At 67.8% G+C, this 15,748-nt stretch carries 13 protein-coding genes; 6 read left to right on the plus strand and 7 right to left on the minus strand.

Annotation, left to right across the window (positions count from 1 at the left end; all coding sequences use genetic code 11):
* Positions 1 to 180 precede the first annotated feature (180 nt).
* The 5 genes from uvrD to rpmB all read right to left on the minus strand — a co-directional run bounded on the left by uvrD (position 181) and on the right by rpmB (position 5,962).
* Positions 181 to 2,373: a DNA helicase II gene (uvrD, locus tag ACVOLJ_RS20145; protein WP_475280706.1), complete on the minus strand. Its 2,193-nt coding sequence runs from the start codon at positions 2,371 to 2,373 to the stop codon at positions 181 to 183.
* A gap of 9 nt (positions 2,374 to 2,382) precedes the next feature.
* Positions 2,383 to 3,804, minus strand: a complete 1,422-nt coding sequence (locus ACVOLJ_RS20150; protein WP_481564927.1) for an FAD/NAD(P)-binding protein — start codon at positions 3,802 to 3,804, stop codon at positions 2,383 to 2,385.
* A 22-nt stretch (positions 3,805 to 3,826) separates the two neighbouring features.
* On the minus strand, positions 3,827 to 5,245 hold the full coding sequence (cls, locus tag ACVOLJ_RS20155; RefSeq protein ID WP_481564929.1) for a cardiolipin synthase: 1,419 nt from the start codon (positions 5,243 to 5,245) through the stop codon (positions 3,827 to 3,829).
* Between the two features lie 302 nt (positions 5,246 to 5,547).
* Complete coding sequence (gene rpmG / locus ACVOLJ_RS20160; protein ID WP_170272460.1) at positions 5,548 to 5,715, minus strand: 50S ribosomal protein L33; 168 nt, start codon at positions 5,713 to 5,715, stop codon at positions 5,548 to 5,550.
* A 10-nt stretch (positions 5,716 to 5,725) separates the two neighbouring features.
* Positions 5,726 to 5,962 carry a 50S ribosomal protein L28 gene (rpmB, locus tag ACVOLJ_RS20165; protein ID WP_005411638.1) on the minus strand — a complete coding sequence of 79 codons (237 nt, stop codon included), beginning with the start codon at positions 5,960 to 5,962 and terminating at the stop codon, positions 5,726 to 5,728.
* 279 nt (positions 5,963 to 6,241) lie between these two features.
* Between rpmB and ACVOLJ_RS20170 the strand changes: the two genes are divergently transcribed.
* Positions 6,242 to 7,456 (plus strand): glycosyltransferase, encoded by a 1,215-nt coding sequence (locus ACVOLJ_RS20170; protein ID WP_475280704.1) that lies wholly within the window; start codon positions 6,242 to 6,244, stop codon positions 7,454 to 7,456.
* Positions 7,457 to 7,459: 3 nt separating this feature from the next.
* Here ACVOLJ_RS20170 and dnaQ read toward each other — a convergent pair whose 3' ends face one another.
* Positions 7,460 to 7,969: a DNA polymerase III subunit epsilon gene (gene dnaQ, locus ACVOLJ_RS20175; RefSeq protein WP_475280703.1), complete on the minus strand. Its 510-nt coding sequence runs from the start codon at positions 7,967 to 7,969 to the stop codon at positions 7,460 to 7,462.
* A 55-nt stretch (positions 7,970 to 8,024) separates the two neighbouring features.
* Positions 8,025 to 8,918, minus strand: coding sequence for a LysR substrate-binding domain-containing protein (locus ACVOLJ_RS20180; protein WP_475280702.1), 894 nt, complete (start codon positions 8,916 to 8,918; stop codon positions 8,025 to 8,027).
* Between the two features lie 108 nt (positions 8,919 to 9,026).
* Between ACVOLJ_RS20180 and ACVOLJ_RS20185 the strand changes: the two genes are divergently transcribed.
* From ACVOLJ_RS20185 to ACVOLJ_RS20205, 5 genes are all read left to right on the plus strand, one after another.
* A complete protein-coding gene (locus tag ACVOLJ_RS20185; protein WP_475280701.1) occupies positions 9,027 to 9,419 on the plus strand; it encodes a RidA family protein in 393 nt (130 codons plus the stop codon).
* A gap of 165 nt (positions 9,420 to 9,584) precedes the next feature.
* Positions 9,585 to 9,929, plus strand: a complete 345-nt coding sequence (locus ACVOLJ_RS20190; protein ID WP_475280700.1) for a hypothetical protein — start codon at positions 9,585 to 9,587, stop codon at positions 9,927 to 9,929.
* Positions 9,930 to 9,985: 56 nt separating this feature from the next.
* A complete protein-coding gene (locus ACVOLJ_RS20195; protein ID WP_475280699.1) occupies positions 9,986 to 11,239 on the plus strand; it encodes a TolC family protein in 1,254 nt (417 codons plus the stop codon).
* Positions 11,236 to 12,423: an efflux RND transporter periplasmic adaptor subunit gene (locus ACVOLJ_RS20200; RefSeq protein WP_475280698.1), complete on the plus strand. Its 1,188-nt coding sequence runs from the start codon at positions 11,236 to 11,238 to the stop codon at positions 12,421 to 12,423. Before ACVOLJ_RS20195 ends, ACVOLJ_RS20200 begins: the two co-directional genes overlap by 4 nt.
* A 10-nt stretch (positions 12,424 to 12,433) precedes the next feature.
* Positions 12,434 to 15,643 (plus strand): efflux RND transporter permease subunit, encoded by a 3,210-nt coding sequence (locus ACVOLJ_RS20205; RefSeq protein WP_481564928.1) that lies wholly within the window; start codon positions 12,434 to 12,436, stop codon positions 15,641 to 15,643.
* Positions 15,644 to 15,748 lie beyond the last annotated feature (105 nt).

Genomic DNA, 15,748 nt, shown 5'->3' on the forward strand with positions numbered 1-15,748 from the left:
GGCGCGGAGATCCTTGCTACAGAGCGATCGAGAAGACCTAGAGCCGAACGGTCGCCCGCGCCGGGCTCTCGGCACCTAAGGTGCCAGAGTCGCAAGAGATAAGAGCCGAGCCCATGCTCGGCTGCATCTCGCCGGGAATGACAACCGAGCATCGGCCCGGCTCTACAGGGATCGCAACGATCAGATCACCGTCAGGTTGGCATACGCCATCACCAGCCACTTGCTGCCGGCATCGGCGAACTCGATCTGCACGCGGGCGTGGGCACCGTTGCCTTCGTAGTCGGTCACCATGCCTTCGCCGAACTTGGGATGGTTGACCAGCGCACCGAGCTTCAGCGGCGGCGCCTCGATCGACGCATGCCCCATCACCCGGCTGCTGCCCAGCGAAGCCGGCCGCGAGACCTGCACCTTGGGGCGCACTTCATGCAGCAGCTCGCGCGGAATCTCGCGCAGGAAACGCGAGGGCAGGCTGTAGTTGTCCTGGCCGTGGATGCGTCGCGATTCGGCGTAGCTCAGCACCAGCTTCTGCCGCGCACGGGTGATGCCCACATAGGCCAGCCGACGCTCTTCCTCCAGTCGCCCGCTTTCCTCCAGCGAACGTGCACTGGGGAACAGCCCCTCTTCCACGCCGGCCAGGAACACCAGCGGGAATTCCAGGCCCTTGGCCGAGTGCAGCGTCATCAACTGCACGCCCTCCTCGCCCGCCTGCGCCTGGCCCTCACCGGCCTCCAGCGCGGCATAGGCCAGGAACGCGACCAGCTCGTCCATGTCCTCGCCCACTTCCTCGATGTCGTCGGCACGGCGCACGAAGCGCGAGGCCACCGACACCAGTTCGTCGAGGTTGTCGGTGCGCGACTCGGAATCCAGCGCGTTGCGGCTTTCCTTGCTCCAGTGCTCGCGCAGCTGCGAGCGCACCAGTACGTGGTCCACGCGCTCGGCCAGGGTCATCTGCAGGGTCTGTGCCTGCAGTTCGTTCACCAGCACCAGGAATCCGGCCAGGGCGTTGCGTGCACGTGCGGCCAGCGCATTGCCCTGGGTCACCAGCATGGTGGCTTCCCAGAGCGAAATGCCCTGTGCACGCGCTTCGCGCCGCACTTCGTCCAGCGTGCGGTCGCCGATGCCACGGGTGGGCGTGTTCACCGCACGCTCGAAGGCTGCATCGTCGTTGCGGTTGGACAACAAGCGCAGGTAGGCCAGCGCATCCTTCACTTCGGCACGCTCGAAGAAGCGCATGCCGCCATACACGCGGTAGGGCACCTGTTCGCTCAGTAGCGCTTCTTCCAGCGCGCGCGACTGCGCGTTGCTGCGGTAGAGCACCGCGATTTCGGTGTAGCTGCCGCCGTCGCGCACCCATTGCCGCGCGCGTTCGACGATGTAACGCGCCTCATCCATCTCGTTGTAGGCCGCGTACAGATCGATCGGGTCACCGTCGCCACTGTCGGTCCACAGCTGCTTGCCGATGCGATCCGGGTTGTGCGCGATCACCGCGTTGGCGGCGCTGAGGATGTTGGCGGTGGAGCGGTAGTTCTGCTCCAGGCGGATGGTCTGTGCGCCGGGGAAATCGCGCAGGAAGCCCTGCACGTTCTCCACCTTCGCACCGCGCCAGCCGTAGATGGCCTGGTCGTCATCGCCGACCACGAACACGTGGCCCTCATGCCCGGCCAGCACGCGCACGAAGGCGTACTGGATGGCGTTGGTATCCTGGAACTCGTCCACCAGGATCTCGCGGAAACGCGCGCGGTAATGCGACAGCAGCGGCGGGTTGTCGCGCAGCAGTTCGTGCGCGCGCAGCAGCAGCTCGGCGAAATCGACCAGGCCGGCGCGATCGCAACGGGCCTGGTACTCGGCGTAGGCCTGGCGCATGGTGTCCAGCCACGCGTCGTTCGGCTCGGGCTGGATGTGCTGGGGGCGGCGGCCCTCGTCCTTCTGCGCGTTGATCCACCAGGCAATCTGCTTGGGCGGATACTTGCCGTCGTCCAGTTCAAGCGCCTGCACCACGCGCTTGACCAGCCGCAGCTGATCGTCCGAATCCATCACCTGGAAGCCTTCGGGCAGCTTCGCGTCCTGCCAGTGCAGGCGCAGCAGGCGGTTGGCCAGGCCGTGGAAGGTGCCGATCCACATGCCACGGCTGCCGTTGGGCAGCTGCGCATCGATGCGGTGGCGCATCTCGCCGGCCGCCTTGTTGGTGAAGGTCACCGCGAAAATGCCGTGGGTCGGCACGCCTTCGACTTCATGCAGCCAGGCAATGCGGTGGGTGAGTACGCGCGTCTTGCCCGACCCGGCACCGGCCAGCACCAGGTGGTGGCCGAGGGGAGCGGAGACGGCTTCGCGCTGGGCCGGGTTCAGGCCATCAAGCAAGTGGGAGACATCCATGCCCCTATTTTACGGCATCGCCGTCGCGGCTCCTGCGACAACCTGGGCACCCAGCGCCTGCGCCTGCTGGCGCAGTTCAGGCACCGCCAGGCTTTCCCACAGGCTGCCGATGCGCAGGCTGCCCAGTACACCCAGCCGCGCCTGCGGCTGGCCGCCCGCGGCGAGCAGGCGGTCGCCCGGCACGCTGCTGTCCAGCCCGAGCCCATGCGGCCCCGGGCGGGCCAGGCCGTCGGCCAGCAACTGCTGCAGCAGCGGCGTGCGCAGCGCGGTGGCGCGTGTTTCCACGCCGGTGGCGTTGATCACTGCGGCAACCGTCCATTGCCGTTCAACGGCGGCGGTATCCAGGCCCGACAGCAGCAGAGCGTCACCCTGCTGCCGCAGCTGCTGCAGGCGCGCACGGTGGATCTTCAACCGGCCGCTGTCCTGCAGCGCCTGCAACTGCTCGACCACCGATTCGTCGATGCGATGGCGGTGGATATCCCAGTAGCGCACCACGTGGCGCAGGAAGCGACGCTGGTCAGCCTCGTCGAGACTGCGCCACAGCGCCTGCCCGTGCGGCCGGATGCGGTCCATCACACCCTGCCACGGAATGCCTGCGGCCTGCGCCTGGCGCGCGAATCCACGCAGCGCGCGCAGGCGTTGCCGCAGGGTCATCGGCAGCAACGTGGCCGGATCAAACGTGGGCAGGCGCCCGTGCGCATGCGGCAACGGCAGCAGGCCGTGACGCGAAATGACATGCAGCGGTCCGGCATGGCCGGCGGCGACCAGCGCCAGCACGGTGTCGGCCATGCTCAGGCCGGAACCGACGATCGCCAGCGGCTGGGTGCCGGCCAGGGTACGCACGCCGTCGTAATCCCAGGCGTCCACCACGCGTTCGGCAGGCAGCGCATCGGCACCGGCCACCGGCAGCGGCCGCATGCTGTTGCCCGTGGCGATCACCGCCTGCGCGGCGTGCAGCGTGTGGCCATCACCCAGCTGCAGCTGGTAGCCATGATCATCGGGGTGCAGTGCCAGCACCGGCTGTGCGATGACCTGCAAGCGCGCCGGACTGGCGGCGACGGCGTCATCCAGCCGCTGCTGCAGGTAGGAAGCAAAGAGATGGCGACCGACGTAATGCTCGCCCAGCACCTCGCGCGCCTCGCCCGGGCAGGCGTTGGCAGCCATCAGGAAATCGAGGAAATCGCCGGGTTGATCCGGGAAAGCACTCATCTTCGCCGCCGGCACGTTCAGCAGGTGCTCCGGCCACGACGTGGCATAGGCGATGCCCTGCCCCAGCCGCGAGGCAGGTTCGAAGATGGCCAGTTGCAGCGGCGTCTGTGCCTGGCGCAGCACCTGGATCGCGACCAGCACGCCGGCGGCGCCACCACCGATGATCGCCAAGTCCAGTTCGCTGCTACGCGGTGAATCAGTCATGCGCTGATTGTAGGCCATCGGCCGGGTGGGGCAGGCAGGCCTACATCAACGCATCGGCCAGCCGTGCGATGCCTTCGCGGCTGCGGCGCCAGGCGGGCCGTTTGCGCCATTGCTGCAGGTCCAACAGCCGCGACTGCCGCAGGTAGTCATCCTCGATCACACACAGCTGGGTCACCAGCTTCCGGTCGTAGCAGATCAGGCCGATTTCGGCATTCAGTGCGAACGAACGGATATCCATGTTGATCGAACCGAGCACAGCGATGTCCTCATCCACGCTCATGTGCTTGGCGTGCAGGAACTGCGGCTCGTACAGCGCGATCTGCACGCCACAGCGCAGCAGTTCATCGTAGTAGGCCTCCTGCGCCCACGAGGTCAGCCGCTGGTTGTTGCTGGCCGACAGGATCAGCTGCACCTGCACGCCGGACAGCGCAGCGATACGCAGCGCACTCAGGGTCGCCTCGTCGGGCACGAAGTACGGGGTGACCATCACCAGCCGGCGCCGTGCCAGGTGGATCAGCGCGGCTACCGCATCGCGCGCATTGCTGTAAGGGTACGCCGGACCGCTGGGCAGCAGCTGGGTGGCGATGTCCTCGCGGCACACCGGCACATCGGCGATCACGTCCAGGCGTTGTCCGGTTTCGATGTACCAGTCGCTGGCGAACACGGCCTCCAGGTGGGCCACGGCCGGGCCGCGCACACGCGCGACCAGCTCGCGGTTGGGATGGCCGGCAACGAATTCTGGCCGCGCCAGGTTCTGCGAACCGACGTAACCCACTTCGTTGTCGATCACCGCGATCTTGCGATGGTTGCGCAGGTCCATGCGGCCACTGCGGCGCCAGCGCAAGCCACCGGGGAGCATCGCGCGCACTTCCACATCGCGCGACTGCAACCGCTTCCTGTACGCCCGCAGTCCGCGTTTGGCGCCCACCGCATCCAGCAGCACGCGACACTGCACGCCGCGCGCGGCGGCACGCTGCAGGGCTTCGACGATCGCCTCGCCCACCGCGTCATCGAACATCAGGTAGTACAGCAGGTGCACGCGGTCCTGGGCCTGGTCGATGTCGGCGATCAGCTGGTGCAGCGACTCGTCGTAGTCGGTCAGCAGATCGATGGCATTGCCGTGCACCGGCATGAAGTCGCCCTGGCGCTGCACCAGTGGCACCACCTCGGCGCTGGCCGAATCCGGCTGTGGCACCCAGCGCAGGCGGCGCTGCAATGCCTGTTCCTCGCGGATGACCTGTGAGGCCTCGGCCTGGCGGCGGATGCGCTCGCGCGACAACCAGGGGTGGCCGAACAGCAGGTACAGCGGCAGCCCCAGCAACGGCACGAAGCCGACCAGCAGCAGCCAGCTGCGCGCGGCACCGGGCGTGGTACGGGTGGGAATCCAGCACAGCGCGACCAGGCGGATCAGCCAGTCGATCAACAGCAGGTAGGAACCCAGCAGCCACTCGAACAGCATCAGGTGCGCCCGTCGGGAGGTGTTGAGCCATTCTGCCCAGCCTTCAACCAACGTGCCAACCAAGGTTGGCACCTACGGGGGCGGAGAGAGCGTGCCGACCAACGGTCGGCACCCACCGGACTGGGGTGGTCGGCAGCCACCGGACTGGGGTGGTCGGCACCCACCGGACCGGGATGGTCGGCACCCACCGGACCGGGATGGTCGGCAGCCAACGGGCCGGGATGATCGGCACCCACCACCGGCCACAAAAAAACCCGCCACGGGGGCGGGTTTCTTCGGAGGCGATCAGCAATCCTTGCGGATTACTTGATCTTGCCTTCCTTGTACGGGACGTGCTTGCGCACGACCGGATCGTACTTGGAGAATTCCATCTTCCCCGGGGTGTTCTTCTTGTTCTTGTCGGTCGTGTAGAAGTGACCGGTACCGGCGGTCGAAATCATACGGACCTTATCGCGCTTGCCTGCCATGATCGTCTACTCCTCAGACCTTTTCGCCGCGCGCACGCAGCTCAGCCAGAACGGAATCGATACCGTTCTTGTCGATGGTGCGCAGTGCATGCGCGGAAACACGAAGCTTCACCCAGCGGTTCTCACTGGCGACCCAGAAGCGGCGCTCGTGCAGGTTGGGCAGGAAACGACGACGGGTCTTGTTGTTGGCGTGCGAGACGTTGTTACCCGTCTGCACTCGCTTGCCGGAAACCTGGCATACGCGGGACATTGCGCACCTCGATAGTAAGTTGTGTCTCCCCGTAGCCCGGGGGACGGCGGCCTCGATGGTTGCCCACCACACGTCAAGAGAATCAAAGGGTTACGCTGGCGTTGGGCGACCGGGGACGTGCTCCCGGGGGCGCCGCCCGATAGAAAACCGGACACAGCGAGCCGCGCATTATGCACGACTTCAACCACTTGCGCAACTTACCCACAGGCGTGTGCTGAACGCGGCACGCTCCGTTCATGCCCGTGCCGACCATACTGGCTCTCCCCTGTGGAGGGCCCGATGCGACTGCTGGCGCTGACCTATGGAACTGAAGGCGATACCCGCCCGCTGGTGATGCTGTGCCATGGCCTGCTCCAGGCCGGCCATGAAGTAACGCTGCTGGCCGAACAGGGCACGCTGCAGACCGCGCGTGCGCTGGGGGTGCCGCATGCGGCGCTGGAAGGCGATATCCACGATGAAGTCGTAGCCCTGGTGGCACGCGGCAATGGCCTGGCGGCGGCAGCGCGTGGGCTGGCACGGATGGCCGGGCAGCATGTGCCGGCGTGGATGGCGCAGACCGATGCGGCAGCGCGCGATTGCGATGCCGTGCTGAGCGGCGGACTGGCAGCGCTGGTCGGGCTGAGCGTGGCCGAATGCCACGGCCTGCCTGCGATCGGCACGGGGATGATTCCCCTGACCCCCACGCGGGCGTTCGCCTCGCCGTTCCTGCCCCCGCTGCCATTGCCAGGTGCCCTGCGCCGGGCCAGCTACGGACTGGTCAACCACATGGTGTGGCGCACCTTCCGCGCACCGATCAATGCGGCACGCGCGCAGCTGGGGCAGGCACCGCGCCACGCGCTGTGGACCGGCCTGCCGATGTTGTATGGCATCTCTCCACAGCTGCTGCCGCGCCCGGGCGACTGGCCCGCCGATCACCTGGCCTGTGGCCAGTGGCGCCTGCCGCACCAGCCCTGGTCAGCGCCGGCCGATCTGCAGGCCTTCCTGGACGGCGGTCCGCCACCGGTCTATCTGGGCTTTGGCAGCATGACCGGCTTCGATCGCGAGCGTGTGCTTCCCGCGCTGCTGCACGCGCTGGCGCCGCGCCGCGTACTGTTGTTCCCGGGCTGGGCCGGCGTGCCGGATGAGCCACTGCCAAGCCACGTGTTCGTGCTGGGGCCGACACCGCACGAAGCCCTCTTCCCGCGCTGCGCACTGGCCATCCACCATGGCGGCAGTGGCACCACGCACTCGGCGTGCCGCGCGGGCATTCCGTCGCTGGTGATGCCGTTCGCAGCTGATCAGTTTTTCTGGGCCCGGCGCCTGCAGGCGCTGGGCGTCGCACCCGCACCGCTGTCGCCGAAGCGACTGGATGCGGCAACGCTGGCAGCCGCCATCGCCTTCGCCGAGAACACCGCCACGCGTGCACGTGCAACCGCGTTGGGCGCGGCGATGGAGGATGAGGACGGGGTGGCAACCGGTGTGGCGATGATCGAGCGCTGGCTGCAGCCGTTGTAGGCATCAGCGCAGGTGGGGAATCACCTGTGCCAGCAGGTGGGCGTCCTTCAGTGCGCCATGCAGGCCGCGCTGGCTGGGAATGCGCAGGCGCTGCAGCAGGTCGTCGAGTTTGTTGGGCTGGCCCGGCCAGCGTCCACGCGCAAGCTTCAGGCTGCAGGTGATGCGGCAGTGCTGGGCCAGCCCACCGACCATCCCGGCCAGGCGCAGTTCGTTGTCGAGGAAGCCGACATCGAACGTGGCGTTGTGCGCGACCATCTCGCTGTCGCGCAGGAAGTCGAGCAGCTCAGTGGCCCGGCTGGCAAACAGCGGTTTGCCGACCAGCATCGCGTCGCTGATGCCATGCACGCGCTGCGCGCCCCAGTCCACCGATCGCTGCGGTTGCAGATAGGTGTGGAACTGGCGACCGCTGAGGCGACCATCGATCAGTTCCACCGCACCGATTTCGATGACGCGGTGCCCCATTCGATGCGAAATTCCGGTGGTTTCGGTATCCAGTGCGACGATACGGCTCATGCAGGGTGTTGTTCTCTGTTGCGTGCAGCCGCGATTTTCGCACGCGACCGGGAGGTCAACCCAAACGCTCCACCACCCAGTCGATGAACACCCGCAGCCGCTGGCTCATGTGCCGGTTCGGCGGGAACATCACATGCATCGGCATCGGCGGCAGCTGCCAGTCCGTCAACACCGGCAGCAGCTCGCCGCGCGCCACATGCGGCGCGGCCATGTAGCTGGGCAGCGCGACCACGCCGAGGCCGGCCAGTGCGGCGGCCAGATACGCGTTGCCGTCGTCGAAGCCGATCGAATGGCGTCCCTGCACCTGGACGCGCTCGTCGCCGCGTTGTGCGGTGAACAGGCGCGCGCGCCCGCTGCGTGGGCTGAGGAAACCGACGGTGTGGTGATCCGGCCCTTGCAGCGCCTGCGGATGTGCGGGCGCGCCGAACCGCTGCACATAGCCGGGGCTGGCATGGAAACCGATCGGCAGGCTGCGCAGCGGCCGCGCAACCAGTGCGGGATCGGCCGGGGTACCGCCGCGGATCACGCAATCGACGTTGTCGGCGATCACATCGACCTCGCGATCGCTGACCCCGACATCCAGCTGGATATCCGGATAGCGCGCCTGGAACTCCGGTAGCGCCGGCACCAGCAACAGGCGCGCAAACGGCCCGGGCACATCCACCCGCAAACGGCCACGGGGTTGCGAGGCGGCATCACCGAGGCCGCCCTCCACCTCGTCCAGTTCGGCCAGCAGGCGGGCGATGCGCGGGTAGTAGGCCGCGCCATCGGCGGTGACGCTGACCCGGCGTGTGGTGCGGTTGAGCAGACGCAGCCGCAGGTGCGCCTCCAGTTGCTGCACCAGTTGGGTGACCGTGGTGCGGCTGAGCTGCAGGGTGTGCGCGGCACGGGTGAAGCTGCCGGTTTCCACCACCCGGGCGAAGGCCCGCATCGCCTCGAAACGGTCCATGGTGGGCCATGATTGTTTGGAATAGGCAATCAATCTAGGCCGATAATCGCGGTTTATCCAGACAGCGGCGACGCGGACGATGGTGCTCTCTCCAACGAGCGCCTTCCCATGTCACAGCGTGATGTCGTTTTCCCCGCCGGTCGTCGGGCCCTGTACGAGCGCAACCGCTACTCGCCGGCGATCCGTTCCAATGGTTTCCTGTTCGTCTCCGGCCAGGTCGGCAGCCGCGAGGACGGTTCGCCCGAGCCGGACTTCGAAGCGCAGGTGCGGCGCGCCTTCGACAACCTCAATGCAGTACTGGCCGCCGCCGGCTGCAGCTTCGACGACGTGATCGACGTGACCGTGTTCCTGGTCGACCCCGAAAAGAACTTCGAAAAGGCCTGGGCGATCGTGCCCGAATACTGGGGAGAGGCGCCGCATCCGACCCTGACCGGGATCGGCGTGACCTGGCTGTATGGCTTCCAGTTCGAGATCAAGGTGATCGCAAAGCTGCCGTGCTGAAAGGCATGCCGACCAAGGTCGGCATCTACCAGAGCAGAAGACGTATCGACTCAGGTCGGCACCTGCCAGAGCGGAAGGCGCGCACCTGAACGGGAGATTCCGACGGATTCCCGAGGTGGCCATTGATATTGTATCCACCGAAAACCGCTTGCTAGCCTCCCTTCCATGCGCTGGATTGCCCGCCACCTCCGTTCGACCCTGCTGATGCTGCTGATGGCGGCGTTCGTGGTCGTGCCGGTGGCCGATGTACTGGCGTGTGCGGTGGAGCCGCATGACACCACCGTGATGCACGTGGAGGCCGGCGCCGAAGATGCAGACGGCGACAGTGGCAACGACGGCAAGCACACCGGTGCCTGCAGCCACAACCACTGCCACCATTCCAACCTGAGCCTGCCGGCCAGTACTTTCACCGCCTTCGGCACGCCGCAACCGGCGCGCTGGATGAATGCCGGTGATGCCGCGACCTATGCGGTCGCACAGGATGAGTTGGCACGTCCTCCCCGGGCGTGAGTTGAGCGCGTCCCGCCATCGCGGGCCCCCGTTTCACTCACAACCGGAATCCCCCTATGTCGATCCAGACACGTCGGTCGCCGCGCGCGGCCGGGCTGGTCGTCGCCGTGCTGCTGGGCTTGTTCCCCGCAGCACAGGTCGCCGCACAAGCCGCACCTTCCTACGACACCCTGCTTGAACACCTCGACCAGTTGCCCGGCGCCCGCGTCGGTGCGGCGTTGGCCGAGGCCGCCGATGCCCGCGCCGACCAGGCCCGGGCACTGCCCAATCCGTCCCTTTCCTGGTCTGCCGAAAACGCCTGGGGCACCGGCGCCTACGGCGGCATGGGCAAGGCCGATACCGTGCTCACCCTGTCCCAGCCACTGGAGGTCTGGGGCCAACGTGGCGCGCGCGTCCGTGCGGCCCGCGCCGAGGCCCAGGCCGCTGGCCTGCGCGGTTCGCAGAGCCGCAGCGATGTCGCCAGCCAGTTGGCGGCGATCTATGCACAGGCCGAAGGCGCGCTGCGCCGTTACGCGCTGGCCGAAGAAGCGCTGACGCTGACCCGTGACGATGCGAGCGCGGTCGAGGCGCTGGTCCGGCAGGGCCGCGAGCCACAACTGCGCGCGGTACAGGCACGCAGCGAAGTAGCCAATGCCAGCGCCGCGCTGGATGAAGCGCAGGCCTTCCGCGATGCCGCCCTGGCACGGCTTGCCGGTGCTGCATTGCTGGATGCGCCGGTGCAGGCGATCGACAGCAGCCTGCTGGATCGCGCACCGCCCTTGCCGCGCGGTGCCATCGACACCGCGTTGGCCGTGCGCATCGCCGAAGCAGAAGCCGACGCCGCCGGCCGCCTGGTGGAGGTGGAGCGCAAACGCGCCCTGCCCGACCTGAGCGTCACGGCCGCGCAGACCCGCTTCCGCGAAGACCGCGAACGCGCCTATACGCTGGGTGTGAGCCTGTCGGTCCCGTTGTTCGACCGCAACCGCGGTGGTGTCCGTGCCGCCAATGCCGAGCAGCGCGCGGCCGAGGCCCGCCTGGACCAGCAACGCCGCGACAGCCAGGCCGAGCGGTTGTCGGCGGTCGCCGGCCTGAAGGCCGCGGGGAGCCGTACCCGCGCGGCCGATGACAGCGTCGTGGCCGCCGACGAAGCGTATCGGCTGGCTCGCATCGGCTTCGATGCCGGCCGTATCTCGCAGCTGGAGCTGCGCAGTACGCGCAGTGCACTTATCGCCGCCCGCGGCACCGCTGTCGATGCGCGCCTGTCGCGCGTGGGTGCGGAAATCGATCTCGCCCGCCTGGAAGGGCGCGCACCGTTTGTGGAGGCTCCATGACTGTTTCCCGTACGTTCCCGCTGATGAGCGGACTGCTGTTGAGCGCGCTGCTGGCCGGCTGTTCCGGCAATGCGCAGCCACCTGCCGCCGGTGCAGACGATGGCCATGGCCATGCCGCCGACAGCAAGGAGGCCAAGGCCGAAGGCAGCGCACCCAAGGCAGAGGCCGGGCCTGATGAAGGCGTCGTGCTGCTGACACCGGAACAGATCAAGGCTTCGGCCATAGATGTGGTCGCGGTGGGTCGTGGTGGTGGTGGTTCCACGCGGTTGTCAGGGCGCGTTGAGCCCTCGATCGGCGCGCGCGCGTCGGTGGCCTCCACCGTGACCGGCCGGGTCGAACGCGTGCTGGTGGCCCCGGGCACGGCGGTGAAGCAGAACCAGGCGCTGGCCATCGTGGTCAGCGGTGAGGCTGCGGTGCTGCGCGCCAATGCACTGGCCGCATCGGCCGAAGCCGAGGCTGCACGCCTGGCCCATGGCCGCGACAAGGCGCTGGTCGAACAGGGCGTGGTGGCGCGCCAGGATCTGGAAACCTCGCGTGCGCGTGCACTGGCAGCGCAGGCACAGGCTGCCGCCGCTCAGGCGCAGGCGGCGGCCAATGGGTCGCCGGACAGCAGCGGGCGGGTGCGCATCACCAGCCCGGTTGCCGGCATCGTCGGCAACGTGCAGGTCACCCCGGGTGGCGTGGTCGCCGCCGGCAGTGCGGTGGCCGATGTCGCCGATCCCACCATGAACGAGCTGGTGTTCACGGCACCACCTGCGCTGGCCGCCCAGGTTGCGCCGGGCATGACGCTGGAAGTGAGCGCACCGGGTGGCAGCTTCACCGCCACGGTTACCGGTGCCGCCGCCGACGTTCGCCAGCAGGGTGGCGTGGCGGTGATCCGTGCAACGCCGGTCGATGCAACATTGCCGCCGGCCGGTTCGCCGGTATCAGCGGTGGTGGTCACCCAGGGCCAGGGCGATGCGTTGAGCGTGCCGGCAGATGCGGTGCAGAACGTCGATGGCGGCAGCGCGGTGTTCATCGCCATCGAGGGCGGCTTCAAGGTGCAGCCGGTGCTGGCCGGCCGACGTGCCGGCGACCGCATCGAGATCCTCGGTGGCCTGAGCGGCAACGAACGCATCGTCGGCGCCAATGCCTTCCTGCTCAAGGCCGAACTGGCCAAGGGCGAAGCCGAGCACGGCCACTAAGGAACCGACCATGTTCAAGCTCATCATTGAAACGGCGGTGCGTCACCGCTGGCTGGTGGTGTTCGTGGCTGCGTTGATCGCCGCCGTGGGCCTGTTCCAGCTCGGCAAACTGCCGATCGACGCGGTACCGGACATCACCAACCGCCAGGTGCAGATCAACACCGTTGCCCCGGCGCTGACCCCGGAGCAGATCGAGCGCCAGGTGACCTATCCATTGGAAACCGCACTGGCCGGCATTCCCGGCCTGACCACCACCCGCTCGCTGTCGCGCAATGGCTTCTCGCAGGTCACCGCGATCTTCACCGATGCCACCGACATCTACTTCGCGCGCCAGCAGGTGGCCGAACGCATGCGCGAGGCCGCCGAAGCCTTGCCCGATGGCGCTGCACCTCTGTTGTCGCCAGTCACCACCGGCCTCGGCGAGGTGCTGATGTGGACGGTGGACTTCACTGCGTTCAACCCGGCGAAGGTGGCCAAGCCGGGCGAGGCCGGCTGGCAGGCCGGCGAGGTCTACCGCACGCCGGAAGGCAATCTGCTGCGCACACCGGAAGAGCGCGCCACCTACCTGCGCACCGTGCAGGACTGGATCATCGCGCCGCAGATGCGCTCCAGCCCGGGGCTGGCCGGCGTGGATACCGTCGGTGGCTACGTCAAGGAATACGGCGTGCATCCGGATGGTGCGCGGCTGGCGGCGCATGGCCTGGGCCTGGCCGATCTGGTGACGGCACTGCAGCGTGCCAACGTGCAGGCCGGCGCCGGTTTCGTGCAGCGTGCCGGCGAAGGCCTGGTGGTTCGCGCCGATGGCCTGGCGCTGACCACCGACGATCTTGCGCAGGCGCCGGTGGCGAGCCGCAACGGCGTGGTGGTCCGTGTGGCCGACGTGGCCGATGTCGCGCTGAGCCGTGCGCCGCGCCTGGGTGCGGCCAGCCGCAACGGCCATGAAGCCGTGCTCGGCACCGCACTGATGATTGCCGGCGGCAACAGCCGCACCGTGGCGCAGGCCGCGGCCGCGCGCCTGGAGCAGGTGAACAGATCGCTGCCGGCAGGCATCGTGGCCGCGCCGGTGCTGGACCGCAGTGAGCTGGTGAACTCGACCATCAAGACGGTGGCCAAGAACCTCACCGAAGGCGCGCTGCTGGTGGTGGTGGTGCTGTTCCTGCTGCTGGGCAACCTGCGCGCGGCAACGATCACCGCACTGGTGATCCCACTGTCGTTCCTGTTCGCGGTGATCGGCATGAACCGCTTCGGGATCAGCGGCAACCTGATGAGCCTGGGTGCGCTGGACTTCGGCATCCTGGTGGACGGCGCGGTGATCGTGATCGAATCGACGCTGCTGATGCTGGGCCAGCGCCGGGCCGAACTCGGCCGTGCGTTGACGGCGATGGAGCGCCTGCGCGTGGCGGCCGATTCGGCACGGAAGATGGCCCGCCCGGCCGCGTTCGGGCAGTTGATCATCCTGCTGGTGTTCGCACCGATCCTTACGCTGGAAGGCGTGGAAGGGAAGACGTTCCAGCCGATGGCGGCCACGTTCATGCTGGCCCTGGTCGGCGCCTTCATCTTCTCCTTCACCTTCGTGCCGGCGATGGCCGCGCTGCTGGTACGCGAGCCGAAACTGAAGGAAGGCCAGGCACACGACAAGGACGAAGAGCACGAGACCAGGTTGATCCGTGCACTGCGTGGGCGCATCGAGCCGATCATCGGACGGGCCGTTGCGCGCCCGCGGGCGGTTGCCGCCGCCGCGGCGTTGATGCTGCTGGTGGGCATCGGTTCGTTCGGCCTGCTCGGCCGCGAGTTCATGCCCACGCTGGACGAGGGCAACGTCGCGATGCAGGCCCTGCGCGTGCCCTCCACCTCACTGGAACAGTCACTGGCGATGCAGCTGGCGCTGGAAAAAGCGATCGCCAACGAACCGGAAGTGGAAACGGTGTTCTCGCGTACCGGTACGGCAGAAGCCGCGATCGATCCGATGCCGACCAACATCTCCGACAGCGTGATCGTGCTGAAACCGCGCACGGCCTGGCCTGACCCGAAGCTGGACAAGGAAGCGCTGGTGGCACGCTTCGAGAAGCTGGCCGGGCAGCAGCTGGGCAACAGCTTCGAGTTCAGCCAGCCGATCGAGTTGCGCTTCAACGAGCTGATTTCCGGCGTGCGTACCGATCTGGCGGTGATGATCTTCGGCGATGACTTCAGCCAGCTGCAGAAGGTGGCCGACCAGGTGGCACTGAAGCTGCGTGCGGTGGAAGGCGCGGCCGACGTGCGGGTGGAGCAGATCTCCGGCCTGCCGACGTTGAATGTGAAGATCGATCACGTGGCGGCGGCACAGTACGGGCTGACGGCGGCGGATGTGAGCGATGCGCTGTCCACCGGCATCGGTGGCACCGCGGCCGGAAAGATCTTCGAGGGCGATCGTCGCTTTGATGTGGTGGTGCGGCTGGACGATGCCGCGCGCAATGATCCGGACCAGCTGGCCTCGTTGCCGATCGCCACACCCGCCGGTCAGGTGATTCCACTGTCATCGGTGGCCCGGATCACGGTGAGCGAAGGACCGAACCAGATCAGCCGCAGCAACGGCAGCCGTCGGGTGGTGGTGCAGGCCAACGTGCGTGGGCGCGACCTGGGTGGCTTTGTCGGGCAGGCGCAGACGGCGGTGGCCGACGTGGCCCTGCCGCCGGGTACCTACCTGACCTGGGGTGGCCAGTTCGAGAACCTGCAGCGTGCGGAAAAGCGTCTGGCCACGGTGGTGCCGGTGGTGTTCCTGCTGATCGGCAGCCTGCTGTTCATGGCCCTGCGCAGTGGCAAGGAAGCGTTGCTGGTGTTCAGCTGCGTGCCGCTTGCACTGGTCGGCGGCATCCTCGCGCTGCTGCTGCGGGGCATGCCGTTCTCGGTGTCGGCAGCGGTCGGCTTCATTGCGGTTTCCGGCGTCGCCACGTTGAACGGCCTGGTGCTGATGCAGGCCATTCGTGAGCGTCTCGATGCCGGTGACCTGCCGATGATGGCCGCGATCAACGGTGCATCCAGCCGCATCCGTGCGGTGCTGACCACGGCGCTGGTGGCGATTGTCGGCTTCATTCCGATGGCCATTGCCAGTGGTTCGGGCGCGGAGGTGCAGAAGCCGCTGGCGACGGTGGTGATCGGCGGCCTGATCACCGCGACGGTGCTGACCCTGCTGGTGCTGCCGACGTTCGCCGCGCGTGTGGCGAAGGTGCGGGCGGCGGGGTGAGAGACGACGGGGTCGGGTGCAGGGGTGCCGCCCCCGCACCCCCGCAACCCCCACCCCCGGCCCGTCCCCGCCGCCCACCGGGGGAGGGGGTGCATCGCTGAGCGG

This window comes from Stenotrophomonas sp. STEN046 (assembly GCF_056759755.1).

Excerpts from the sequence above, each read along its gene's own strand:
- ACVOLJ_RS20200 (WP_475280698.1), top strand. The coding sequence starts at position 11,236 with ATGACTGTTTCCCGTACGTTCCCGCTGATGAGCGGACTGCTGTTGAGC.
- ACVOLJ_RS20185 (WP_475280701.1), top strand. The coding sequence starts at position 9,027 with ATGTCACAGCGTGATGTCGTTTTCCCCGCCGGTCGTCGGGCCCTGTAC.
- dnaQ (WP_475280703.1), bottom strand. The coding sequence starts at position 7,969 with ATGAGCCGTATCGTCGCACTGGATACCGAAACCACCGGAATTTCGCAT.
- ACVOLJ_RS20150 (WP_481564927.1), bottom strand. The coding sequence starts at position 3,804 with ATGGCCTACAATCAGCGCATGACTGATTCACCGCGTAGCAGCGAACTG.
- ACVOLJ_RS20195 (WP_475280699.1), top strand. The coding sequence starts at position 9,986 with ATGTCGATCCAGACACGTCGGTCGCCGCGCGCGGCCGGGCTGGTCGTC.
- ACVOLJ_RS20190 (WP_475280700.1), top strand. The coding sequence starts at position 9,585 with ATGCGCTGGATTGCCCGCCACCTCCGTTCGACCCTGCTGATGCTGCTG.
- ACVOLJ_RS20170 (WP_475280704.1), top strand. The coding sequence starts at position 6,242 with ATGCGACTGCTGGCGCTGACCTATGGAACTGAAGGCGATACCCGCCCG.
- ACVOLJ_RS20180 (WP_475280702.1), bottom strand. The coding sequence starts at position 8,918 with ATGGACCGTTTCGAGGCGATGCGGGCCTTCGCCCGGGTGGTGGAAACC.
- uvrD (WP_475280706.1), bottom strand. The coding sequence starts at position 2,373 with ATGGATGTCTCCCACTTGCTTGATGGCCTGAACCCGGCCCAGCGCGAA.
- ACVOLJ_RS20205 (WP_481564928.1), top strand. The coding sequence starts at position 12,434 with ATGTTCAAGCTCATCATTGAAACGGCGGTGCGTCACCGCTGGCTGGTG.
- rpmB (WP_005411638.1), bottom strand. The coding sequence starts at position 5,962 with ATGTCCCGCGTATGCCAGGTTTCCGGCAAGCGAGTGCAGACGGGTAAC.
- cls (WP_481564929.1), bottom strand. The coding sequence starts at position 5,245 with ATGCTGTTCGAGTGGCTGCTGGGTTCCTACCTGCTGTTGATCGACTGG.